Genomic DNA, 11,279 nt, shown 5'->3' on the forward strand with positions numbered 1-11,279 from the left:
GAACAGACCCGAAGCGGTGGTCTCCTCAGCCTCGTCCTGCTTGACGATAACGCGATCACCCAGAGGTTTCAAATTCATAACGTTGCCTTCCTTTCGTCCGACGTATGCACGAACCCGTTTGTCGCATGTTCGCTATTTAACCACTCAGCAGTGGTGACTGCTAGCACTCATCGGTAACGAGTGCTAAACACTGCGTTATCATAGCATCATCAACACTGAATGCAAGGGCATTCAAAGAAATCTGAGCGCTCGTGACTGAGATTTTGCGCAATCGTCAAACGATCATCACAATTTACTCGAGTCGCCGTTTGGCATGCGGCATCAGTTCGCTTGCCACCGAACGGCTACCGGATGCCTGGCCTTACGAGGCCGCCTTCGTAGGCTCGGACAACGAGCTGGGCGCGGTCGTGGGCATCGAGTTTCGCCATGATACGGGCCAGGTGCGTTTTCACCGTGGCGGGCGAGATGAACAGCTCGGAACCTATTTCGTCATTCGTGAAACCTCGCGCAACCAGGGCGAGGATCTCGCGCTCGCGGTCGGTAAGAGTGCGTAGACCGGCCGCAACGGCTGCAGCACCGCCGAGCGAAGCCGGCCGTGCAGCGACGAACGTCTCTATAAGGCGGCGCGTGATAGAGGGCTCGATGAGTGCATCGCCCTGGGCGACGACGCGCACCGCGGAAGCGATCTCGTCGGGCTCGGCATCTTTGAGCAAAAAGCCGCTGGCCCCGGCGGCCAAAGCATCGTACACGTATTCGTCCAGATCGAACGTCGTGAGGATGAGCACATGCACGTTTTCAAGCGCGGCATCGTCGCGGATGGCGCGCGTGGCCTCGATGCCGTTCATACGCGGCATCCGAATGTCCATGAGCACCACGTCGGGATGCAGCCGCGACGCCAGTTCCACCGCTTCATGGCCATCGCGCGCCTCGCCTACCACGTCGATGCCGTCGTACGACATCAGTATGAGCTTGAAACCGCTGCGGACGAGATCTTGATCGTCCGCCACCAGCACCCGCACGCGCTCTTCCACTTACGCCTCCGCTCCCTTCATCGGCAAGCAGGCAACCACGCGGAAGCCGCCGCCGGCTCGATCGCCCGCCGAAAACGTGCCGCCCAACAGGTGCACGCGCTCGGCCATGCCGGCAATGCCGTGCCCCTCTCCGTCGACAGCCTGGGGCAGCGCGCCCGATGCGGCCGCGGACGCCGAGAGCCCGCACCCGACGCCATCGTCTTCCACCACCAAGCGCGCCCGTCCGTCCTCGACGGCCAGGCGGATGAGCGCCTTGCGCGCACCAGCATGACGCACGATGTTCGTAGCAGCCTCGCGGGCGATGCCGAACAACGCCATGTCCACGTGGGCCGGCACGTCCGCACGACAGTAGGCGGCCGCGTCGAGCGTGGTTTCGATTCCGGCGTTTCCGAGGTAGGCACGCAAATCGTCCAACCGCTCGGTGCCGGACGTCGGCGACGTTTCGGCCGCGTCATCGCCGCAGCGCAGCACGCCGATCATGCTGCGAATGTCAGCGAGCGCGCCTTTCGCAGTGGTGCGCACGGCGGAGATAGCCTCCTTCGCCGCGGCGGGATCGCGATCGATCATGCGCTCGGCAGCCGCCGCCTGAATGCTGACCGCCGACAGCGAATGCGCCGTGATGTCGTGGACTTCGCGCGCGATGCGCACGCGCTCCTCCTCCACACGCCGAGCCGCCTCTTCCTCGCGGGTGCGCTCGGCTTCGGCAGCGCGATCCTCGGTGGCCTTTACGTAGGCGCGATGCGTTCGATACGCATAGCCAGCCAAGCCGGCGGCCACCGCGAGCACAATATTCTGGAAACGCGTGAACAGCACCATGTTGGCCGTGGCGGCATGGGCATCGGTGAACAGAAGGCCGGCCACCGCTAGAAGTACCGCCGCGACCGTCTCGACACGACCGCGCTCGCTGGCGATGGTGTACAGGGCGACCACCGGGCCCACGATGGTGAGCGAGAACCCGTTGAACGCGTTCTGCAAACCCAGAAACGACACGAGGCAGAACAGGAACACGGGCCACGGGAACCTACGGCGCACGACGAGCGGCAACGTGGTGACCGCCAGCGCTACGAACACCTGCACGTTAGGCACCACGTTCACCATGCCGAGATACTGGCGCAGCGCCAGATCGGGAATCACGATGGACGAAGCGGCCAACATGAGCTGCACGCAGCCGAACAGGAACGCCGCTGCCGTTACCGCGACATCGAACCCCCAATCCTTGGGACCCATCGGTCGGTTGTTCATCAGAAAGGTATCCATGACCCCATACTACGCGACCCGCCCGAGGCGCGCCATACCCCAGCCGATGTATGTTCGCCCGATGGCGACCTTTCAACGCTCCAGAAGGTCAAGCAGTTCCTGGCGCGTGTGCACGTCGAGCTTGGAATAGATGTTGCGCACATGGCTGCGCACCGTGTTCTCGGTGACGAACAGCGCGTCGGCGATGTACGCCTTCGTCCTGCCACGTGCAAGGTAGACGAGGATCTCGGCCTCACGCTCGGTCAAGCCCCCTTCCCGGGCGACGCTTGCACAGCACGCGTCAAGCGTCGAGTCGATCTCGGGCACCGAAACCGAATCGGTTCCAACCGCGCTCTCGTTCGGCGCATCGGCAGAAGCCTCTTCGGCGCGTCGTCGCTTGCGGTCGCGCGAGAAGAACACGAGCGCCATGCACAGAGCATACAGCACCACGACGATGATCACGAGATAGCGCATCGTATGCTCGGCCTCGTCGCCCGGACCGCCGCCGGCGACCCCGGCCGCGTACCCCGACAACAGCGTCACGGCCAGGCATACGCGCGCGACGCCCATGGCCACGCCCATCAGCACGTAGGGCGATACCTTGCGCGTCTGTGCCGCCTCGGCGATAAGATAGGTGATGAGCAGCGCGACGAAGTAGTAGCTGCCGAGCAACAGCATGGAGAACACCAGGTTGTAGCGCTCGCTGAGAAACGGCAGGAACACCAGCATGGCCGCGAGCACGGGCATGACCACACGCGATACCGTGGACACCTTGGGGATGCGATGCGCAACGAACACGATGAAGCAGAACACGACGATTGCGCCCACAATGGCCGCAGCCGACACAGCTCCCGAGCCCTCGAAATCGATGGATCCCGCCAGCATGAAGCTGTTGAGCAACCCGATGACGGCTTCCAGCACGAAAAACGCCACCAGCGAGTCGCCCAACTCCAAAAACGCATCGCGATACGCGCCCCATCGAGCCCGCAAGGAAGTTTTCGAAGAAAGCGCTTCGGCAGGTTCGGCGGATACCGTTTCGGCGATCGGCCGTTCGTTATGCGTTTCCACCTCGCAGGAAGCGGCCCGCAACCGACGGCGCACGAACCACGCGCACAGACCCGAAACGAGCAGCAAAACGCAGCTCGAACGCATCTGGACGTCTCCGGGCAACGGAGATAGCACCGAGGAAACCACCACGTTCAGCAACATGCCGAGCGCAATCTGCACCACGATGGAGCTGGGCCGGCTCGCCGAGAGCACCTCGATCCAGAACAGCGACAGCATGACGCTGCCCGCACCGTACAGCAAGCCGGGAACCAGCAGCGCTAGATCAGGCGGCAGCGACAAGACCACGCCCAGCAACGCAGCGAGGTTCCCCGCCAACAACAATGCCGTCGGCAGCACGTATGGCATGGTGTTCGCCTTGAGACGCCCCGTCCAGGCAAGGGTGACAGCGACGGCCGAGCACACGATGATGGAACATGCCACCACTACGTTGAAGAACAGATCGGGCACGAACATGAAGGGCGCCTTCACGAACGCGTATGCGGAGAGGTAGACGTTCGAATTCACGCCGCGATACAATCCGAAACCCAAAATGACCACGGCTGAGTATACAGCGGGATGAGCCCACGCGCGCGACGGCTGCTTTTGTCTGTTCCCTCCCGTTTCCCTCATAGGGGCATCATACCGGAAACGTCGGAAGCGCACGAAGCAAACATGCAGGATTCCGGCCTTCCACAGCAATTTAGTCCGAAACGGACGGTGACGATTCCCCAGATCGAACGTAGGGTGAACCAGTCGTCGCTCAACCGCGACGCAAAGGAGCCATCATGCGACAACAGGGAGGAACAGTATGGAATCAGCAATGAATCGCCGCAATTTCCTGAAGGCAGCCATCGCCTCGGGTGCGGTTATCGCCGCAGGCGGCGCACTGGCAGGATGCTCGCCGAACGGCGGCTCGACCGGCGGATCCGGCGAGGCCGAACAGGTGGTTGGCACCGCCCCCGTCTCGTTCAGCGAAGAAACCGACGTTCTCATTCTGGGCACGGGCATCGCCGGCATGTCGGCAGCCATGGATCCGGTCGAAGCCGGCCATAAAGTGATGCTCGTGGACAAGCTCGACCGCGTGGGCGGAGAGAGCTTCATCGCTTGCGGCGTCATGAACGTCGTTGGATCAAAAATGCAAAAAGACGCCGGCATCGAGGGCGACCCCGAGCAAATGTGGGAGAAGTTCCTGCCCGTGCTCGAGAAAAAGGGCGAGACCGATGACATGGACTACAAGCACAACGTCTACGTCTACCAAACCGAATGGGCGAACCGCGTGGCCGCCGACTACGGTTCGGTATTCCAGCCCATCACCGACTACATGAACACGGGCGCGCCCACGTCCATGCTGTTGCCCGGCAACGGCATCGGCGACATGCAGGCGGTGCTGACGCCGCTGCAGAAGGGCTTGGAGCAGAAAGGCGCCACGTACAAGCTGAACCTGCGCGCCACGAACTTCATCGTGGACGGAGAGGGAGCGCCCATCGGCGTGCGCTTCAACGACGAGAAGAACAACAAGACCGTCGATATCCGCGCAAAGAAGATCATCGTGGCCACGGGCGGTTTCTCCTGCAACCAGGAGATGGTGTCCACGTACTTGCCCAGCCAGGCTCGCTTGGGGCCGCTGACCGTGAACTCCATGGGCGAAGGCCACCAGCTGTGCAAGGCCATCGGCGGCGTGTACACCCACATGGACATGGAAGCGAACCGCATGAGCGACCTCGCTCAGGTGACGGTGTGGGGCTACTTCTCGCCGCAGGTCCAAGTAACCCCGCAGGGCCGCCGCTTCATCAAGGAGGATCAGAGCCACGACTCGCCCGACAAGGCCGTCGAGTTGGGCTTGGGCTTCTGGTGGACCATCTTCGACGATCAAGCCATCAACAGCAGCCAGAAATGGAACGTCGAGATGAACATGAAGAGCAACGCCGACCGCCTCGTGGGCCCGTGCAACTCGCTCGATGAGCTGGCGGCAGCGATGGATGTTCCGGCCGACACGCTGAAGGCCACGTTCGAGACCTACGACGCCATGGTGGCCGCAGGCGAGGACACCGAGTTCGGCAAGAAGCTGTTCCTGCAGTCGCTTTCCGCACCGTATTACGCGATGAAGCACTTCCCGTACCGCTACAAGACGCACGGCGGCATGAAGATCACGACCGACAGCCAGTTGACGGACAAGGACGGCAATCCCATCCCCAACGTCTACTGCGCCGGTTCGACCGTGGCCGATAGCGGCAGCGATCTCTCTCCGAACGCGGGCAGCGGCCTCATCTCCGGCAAAGCCGTAGTCGAAGCGCTGAAGGCGTAAAGCATCCTGCCCCCTCCCTCAACGCCGGAAGGCTCCCGCTCCGGGAGCCTTCCGGCGCATTCTCTACCGATCTAGATATTCCAACACGGCATTCGCCGCCTCGCGGCCGCTGTTCACTTGATGGCCGAACGCGACGCCCGGCATGTTGACGGTGTACACGTTGCGGTACAGCATATTGCCGTCGTTGCCGATGGCATAGAGACCCTCGATAGGGTTGCGGCGCCCGTCCAGCACGCGATGCCGCCCGTCGGTGGTGATGCCGCCAACCGAGAAGAAGTAGTTGTACGACAGTTTTGCCAGGTAGAACGGAGGCGTCTCGATGGGCACCATGAGGCCGGCCGCCTTGCCGAAGTCGCTGTCAGCCCCCTCTCCGCACAGTTCATTGTAGCAATCGACCGCAGCCTTGAGCGCATCGGCGTCGAGGTTGAATCTTCCGGCGAGATCGGCCAAGGAATCGCTCTGGTAGATGCTGCCTCCGCCGTTAGCCTTGATCGCGTCGTAGAAGGCTTTCTTCGCATCGTCGTTTTTACCGAAAAACCGATCGAAGATGGCCTGGTCGAAAACCACGTAATTCCCCTTGTTGCCCTTACCCGGAAGGCACTGCAACGCGAGGTTGTCGTTCGCGAGGTCCTCGCGCGTGTAGCGCCGGCACGCCTCGTTCACCCACAGCACGGGGCCGCCCGAGGCGATGCCGAAATAGCCGTAGAGCGGGTTTTCAGCCGCATCGTGGAAGTCGATGGGAGGAAAAGCCTCGATAGCGTACAGGATGGACTGAGCCGAATCGGCCATGAAGCTGCATGCGCCGTTGTCCATGGCTATGCGATAGCCGTCTCCTGCAGCGTTCGGCGAGCCCACGATGCGCATGCCATCGGTGTTCCAACCCTGCTCGGCGACGATCTCCTCGTTGCCGCCGAAGCCGCCGGTTGCGAGCACCACCGCCTTCGCGCTGTACCGCACCACGCCCTCGCCTCCGTCTGCGTAGGCGCCGATCACCCTGCCGTTCTTCATGACGAGGCCGTTCACTGCGGTTTTGAGATGCAGCTGCACGCTCAGCTCTTCGAGCCGCGCCTTCATCGGCTCAACGTATCCCACAGCCGCCTTTCCGTCTTTGAACCAGTGGAACGTGGGGAATAGGCCGACGCGATAGTCGTCCACCTTGCCGGAGTACATGACGCCCTGCTCTATGCACCAGGTGATGTTGTCGGCCGACTTGCTCACAAAATCGAGCCATACATCGCCGTTTTGGCGATGCTGACCGCGCGAGAGCTCGGCTTCCATTATATCGGCGGGCTGCATGTCGATGCCTTGCTCCAGCTGCAACGTGGAATTGACGGCGAACATGCCCTCGACGAAGTTCGCATTGCCGCCCACCTGGTTGCTCTTGTCCACAAGAATGAGATTCGTTCCGTTAAGAGCCGCCTGCACGGCGCACGCCAAGCCGCTGCCGCCTGCACCCACGATAAGCAGATCGGCGTCGTAGGTCTTGTCCACCTTGCTTGGCGCCTTGCTGACGGGCACCGCGCCCCCGTTCGCGCCAGAACCGGTTCCGCCGGCGCCGCCGGGGCCGGCGTCTTGCGGCGGCGCGCAGGCGTTCAGGCCGCCCACCATCGCCGCAGCTCCGGTAACGCACGCGCCCGCCAGGAACGCGCGACGGGATATGCCCGCACCACGTTCATCCTCGCTTTCCCCGAACATAGAAGTCCTTCCATCCGCGTCTACGGCCTCTCAAGCAGCACGGATGCGCGCCGCATGCGGCTTTAGTAGGTATGGGGACATTCTGTCATGAGTCTATAGAGACGCGGTATCCGCCGCTTTGCACCTTGGCAACCCGTCGGCAACGCAAAGCGACACCCTGGGACATTAGTCAAAACGAGAAAGAGGGACAGGGTTAACGTCTCTTTAGTCAGAAGCTTGCTTCGCAGCATCTTCGTCGTCGAGTGCGGCGGCGACCGCTTTGCCCGCCAGCATGCCGAACGCGCCGTTCGACGCGAGGCCTCCGATGCTTGACGCAGCTGCCGCACCGCAACAGTAGACGTTGGGAATGACGGCGCCGACGACGCTGAGCACCTGACCGGACTGATTTGTTTTCACGCCGCCGTTGGATCTGTACCGCTGCGGCAGCTGTTTAAGCGCGTAGTAGGGACCTTCCAACTCCTCCAAGAACAACGTGCGCCCGAAATCGCCGTCCTTGCCGTCTTTCACGAAGCCGTTGTAGCGGTCGAACGTGGCGTTCAGCACGTCCGGCGAAACGCCCATGCCCTCGGCAAGCTCGTCCAGGTCGTCGAACGGCCCGATAAGACGCTTTGCGTTCTTGCTGGCCACTTCCGCAACGCTGCGCGATTGGCTGCTCTCGGTCAGCTGCTTTCCGAACACCGTCCACCAGTAGCCGCGCTCCTCCGAGAAGCAGGCGCCCGCCGCAGCGTTCGCATCGTCCTCGCGCGCGAAACGCTTCCCCAGCGCATCCACGATGACCGTGGGGCCGAACAAGCCCCAGGCGGTCGCCTGCGGCAAGCTGCCGGTAAGCGGCGCAGCCTTGTCCATGTTCACCAGCTGGCCGCCCAAAAGCGCGCACAGCTGCTGACCCTCGCCCATGGAGGCGACGGTGTAGCACCCCACGCGCTCATAATCGGGCGTATGCTCATGCACGAGCGGCTGGCTGCTGGCGAACCCGCCTGTCGCGACAACGATGCGCCGAGCCCGCACGTCGAGCACCGATGCGCCCGACCCTGCATAGAAACGCATCCCGCACGCCGCGCCGTCCTCATCCAAAATGAACGCGACCGCCCGATGGCCCGTAGAAAACGTAGCGCCTTTCGCCGTGAGGGCGTCTCGCAGCGGCATCATAATGCTCTGCATGTCACCGAGGCCGTTCTTGGGCAGCATGATAGCCGCATTCACCTTGCCGTCCACGAAGGTTTTCGGATCGGCGAACTGCGCCCCGTAATCGGATGCCAGGCGATTCGCCCACTCGGTGGCCGCGAAGAACAGGGTCTTTGCGAAATCAAGATCATCGTCGCCTGCAGCGCTCAACTCCTTTTTGCGCGCCCCCCATGCCTCGTCAACCGTCGCATTCACGCCCGCATCCTGCTGCGCAGTCGTGCCGGCGATGCGCATAACGCCGTTCGACTCGTAGCTTTCGCCACCCAACAGATCAAGTTTCTCGACCACCATAACGGAACGCTTCGCCTCGAGCGGGTCCATGGCGGCAGACAACCCCGCCACCCCGCTGCCCACGATCAACACATCCACGTCAGCATCGAAGGCGATGGGCGGCTGCCCCATTACGCTTGATTGACCAGCGGTTTCGTTGGCTTTGTTCGTCGCCGCCAGAGGATTGTCCGGCAGCTTTCCCGCCTCGCATGCGCCGAGGGTTCCGCCCACGGCCAGCACCGCAGCGGACAAGCCTGCAAGTTTGAAGAACGAACGACGCTCCACGACGGACGACCTCCTTTGCGACGGAAACGGAAACGAACGGCCTCAGAGTATAGTGACGCGAAAACGTTTTGTCGTGAGGCGCCGACATGCCGTCACGCAATCTGCGCAATGGAGACTGCGAAACGAGCCCAGCGTGCCAAGGGAGGTGCCAAGGGGACGCTACTCGTAGAACGTGGCGTCGGGGCACGGGGGCTCCAAAGCTCGCTTGAATGCGGTCGCGCGCACCGTTCGCAGCACACGCTCGACGTCGGCCGCATCGAACCCTTCGGACACCAGCGCTGCGGCATCCAAGCCGCGATCCACATGCGCTTTCAACAATCGATCGAGCGTCGGGTAATCGATGCCCATGCTCTTCTCGTCTTCCTGGTCGGGTGAGAGCTCGGCGCTGGGCGGCTTTACGAACACATGCTCGGGAATAGGCGGAACCTCGCCGGCGATCTCCGCTTGTCGATTACGCCAGCGGGCGACGGCGAACACGTCGGTTTTGTACAGGCCGCCGATAGGAGCGAACGCGCCGGCCGTGTCGCCGTACAGCGTGGAATACCCCATCATGGCCTCGCTCTTGTTGCCCGTGTTCACCAGCATCCAGCCGTATGCGTTCGACAGCGCCATGAGGCACACCATGCGGCAGCGCGCTTGCGTGTTCTCGGCCGCCAGACCCGAGAGCTTGCCGCCGCACGCCTCGGCAAGCGCGGCCTCGAACGCCCGATACGGTTCCGCGATGGAGACGGTGCGCGTCCGGATTCCGAGGTTGCGAGCCAGATCGAGCGCATCGTCCACCGAGTGGTCGGTGGAGTACGGGCCCGGCATAAGCACGCCGTGCACGCGATCCGCGCCCAGCGCGTCCGCGCACATCACGGCGACCAAACTCGAGTCCATGCCGCCCGACAACCCGATGACGACGTCGGAGAACCCAGCGTCGTCCATGAAGCCTTTGAGCGCGTTCACGCAGAGACGATACCGTTCGCTATTCTCCACGACTCCCTCTTCCTCCATCATCATCTCGCAGATCCACCAATGTCAGCGAGAAGCGCCAAGGTGCCCGAGATCGCCCCGTTTCGCCAGCTGCGCCGCGCGAAGCGCAAGTCCCTTTAGGGAAGCGTGCTTTCGCACGTGAGGGAAAGCGGAAAAGGGGCGAGATCGGGCGCATTGGCGCTTCGCAGCGTCGACTTCGTTCCGACGGCTGACAAGCCGTCGGAACTAAACGGCGCGAATGCGGTTCGCCAGCCACTCGGCCCAGGCGTCCACGCCGTCGCCTTTCGTGGCGGCGATGGGGAAGATGGGGGCCTGCGGGTTGAGCTGCGTAACCGCCGCCTCGAAGGCCTCGCGGTCGAAGTTGAACACGGGCATGGTGTCCACCTTGTTGAGCACCACGGCCTCGGCGACCTGGAACACGCCGGGGTACTTGAGCGGCTTGTCGTCGCCCTCAGGTACCGACAAGATCATCACCTTGGCGTTCTCGCCCAAATCGAAGTCGGTGGGGCACACGAGGTTGCCCACGTTTTCCACGATGATGAGGTCGAGGCGCTCGAGGTCCAGCACGTCCACCGCGCGCTTTATCATGGCGCTTTCCAGGTGGCACGCTCCACCCGTGTTGATTTGCACGGCGGCGATGCCCTGCGCCTTGATCTTCTCGGCATCCACGCTGCTGGCGATGTCGCCCTCGATAACGGCGATGTTGAACTCGTCGCGCAGCGCGTCGATGGTGGCCAGGATGGTGGACGTCTTGCCCGAACCGGGGCTGGCAAGCAGGTCGAGCACGAACACGTGGTTCTCGGCGAAACGCTCGCGCAGTTCGGAGGCGATCGCATCGTTCTTCTGGAGGATAGGCTGCTTCAGATCGATTTGCATGGTTAGTCCTCGTTCTCCTCGTCATCGTCGGGAATGTCCACTTCGATGCTGTCGATTTGCAGTTCGCGACCGGCGATGAGCTCGGTGGCGAAGCTGCCGCATTCCGGGCACAGCATATGGAAACGATCGTGCTCGTATTCGGCACCGCATTCCAAGCAGCGGCTTTTCGGCTTCACCATGGTGATTTGAAGCTCGGCGTCTTCGCAAAGCGTGCCTTCCGACAGAGCCTCGAACGCGAACATGAGCGCGTCTTCGATGGCCTCGGTCATCTCTCCAACCGACAGGCTCACCTTCAGCACGCGCGTCGCACCGGCCTGTTGCGCCGATGTCGTCACCGCATCCATCACGCCCGTCATGATTCCCAATTCGTGCAT

At 62.6% G+C, this 11,279-nt stretch carries 9 protein-coding genes and 1 pseudogene; 1 reads left to right on the top strand and 9 read right to left on the bottom strand.

The annotated features are described in order from the left end of the window. The 4 genes and pseudogenes from ACMO6A_RS03555 to ACMO6A_RS03570 form a co-directional block, all read right to left on the bottom strand. A pseudogene (locus ACMO6A_RS03555) lies at positions 1-78 on the bottom strand (co-chaperone GroES); the annotation flags it as partial. Between the two features lie 266 nt (positions 79-344). Then, complete coding sequence (locus tag ACMO6A_RS03560; RefSeq protein WP_009305185.1) at positions 345-1,031, bottom strand: response regulator transcription factor; 687 nt, start codon at positions 1,029-1,031, stop codon at positions 345-347. Then, positions 1,032-2,273, bottom strand: a complete 1,242-nt coding sequence (locus ACMO6A_RS03565; RefSeq protein WP_114516499.1) for a sensor histidine kinase — start codon at positions 2,271-2,273, stop codon at positions 1,032-1,034. It abuts the gene before it with no gap. An 87-nt stretch (positions 2,274-2,360) separates the two neighbouring features. After that, positions 2,361-3,944 (bottom strand): helix-turn-helix domain-containing protein, encoded by a 1,584-nt coding sequence (locus tag ACMO6A_RS03570; protein WP_050784811.1) that lies wholly within the window; start codon positions 3,942-3,944, stop codon positions 2,361-2,363. Between the two features lie 178 nt (positions 3,945-4,122). On the opposite strand from ACMO6A_RS03570, the gene ACMO6A_RS03575 reads away from it, so the two are divergent. Next, positions 4,123-5,619 (top strand): FAD-dependent oxidoreductase, encoded by a 1,497-nt coding sequence (locus ACMO6A_RS03575; RefSeq protein ID WP_009305188.1) that lies wholly within the window; start codon positions 4,123-4,125, stop codon positions 5,617-5,619. Between the two features lie 63 nt (positions 5,620-5,682). Here ACMO6A_RS03575 and ACMO6A_RS03580 read toward each other — a convergent pair whose 3' ends face one another. The 5 genes from ACMO6A_RS03580 to hypA form a co-directional block, all read right to left on the bottom strand. Beyond that, on the bottom strand, positions 5,683-7,314 hold the full coding sequence (locus tag ACMO6A_RS03580) for an FAD-dependent oxidoreductase (protein WP_009305189.1): 1,632 nt from the start codon (positions 7,312-7,314) through the stop codon (positions 5,683-5,685). Between the two features lie 204 nt (positions 7,315-7,518). Next, on the bottom strand, positions 7,519-9,054 hold the full coding sequence (locus tag ACMO6A_RS03585; RefSeq protein WP_009305190.1) for an FAD-dependent oxidoreductase: 1,536 nt from the start codon (positions 9,052-9,054) through the stop codon (positions 7,519-7,521). A gap of 159 nt (positions 9,055-9,213) precedes the next feature. Then, a complete protein-coding gene (nadE, locus tag ACMO6A_RS03590) occupies positions 9,214-10,056 on the bottom strand; it encodes an NAD(+) synthase (RefSeq protein ID WP_009305191.1) in 843 nt (280 codons plus the stop codon). Between the two features lie 198 nt (positions 10,057-10,254). Continuing rightward, positions 10,255-10,905, bottom strand: a complete 651-nt coding sequence (gene hypB / locus ACMO6A_RS03595; RefSeq protein ID WP_009305192.1) for a hydrogenase nickel incorporation protein HypB — start codon at positions 10,903-10,905, stop codon at positions 10,255-10,257. A gap of 2 nt (positions 10,906-10,907) precedes the next feature. Then, the coding region (gene hypA, locus ACMO6A_RS03600) for a hydrogenase maturation nickel metallochaperone HypA (protein ID WP_009305193.1) at positions 10,908-11,279 on the bottom strand (372 nt) is incomplete at its 5' end.

Source organism: Eggerthella sp. (assembly GCF_048329335.1).
Classification (GTDB): domain Bacteria; phylum Actinomycetota; class Coriobacteriia; order Coriobacteriales; family Eggerthellaceae; genus Eggerthella; species Eggerthella lenta.

Bases quoted from the DNA above. Each gene is read 5' to 3' on its own strand.
- ACMO6A_RS03565 (WP_114516499.1), bottom strand. From the start codon at position 2,273: ATGAACAACCGACCGATGGGTCCCAAGGATTGGGGGTTCGATGTCGCG.
- ACMO6A_RS03570 (WP_050784811.1), bottom strand. From the start codon at position 3,944: ATGAGGGAAACGGGAGGGAACAGACAAAAGCAGCCGTCGCGCGCGTGG.
- ACMO6A_RS03575 (WP_009305188.1), top strand. From the start codon at position 4,123: ATGGAATCAGCAATGAATCGCCGCAATTTCCTGAAGGCAGCCATCGCC.
- ACMO6A_RS03580 (WP_009305189.1), bottom strand. From the start codon at position 7,314: ATGTTCGGGGAAAGCGAGGATGAACGTGGTGCGGGCATATCCCGTCGC.
- nadE (WP_009305191.1), bottom strand. From the start codon at position 10,056: ATGATGATGGAGGAAGAGGGAGTCGTGGAGAATAGCGAACGGTATCGT.
- hypB (WP_009305192.1), bottom strand. From the start codon at position 10,905: ATGCAAATCGATCTGAAGCAGCCTATCCTCCAGAAGAACGATGCGATC.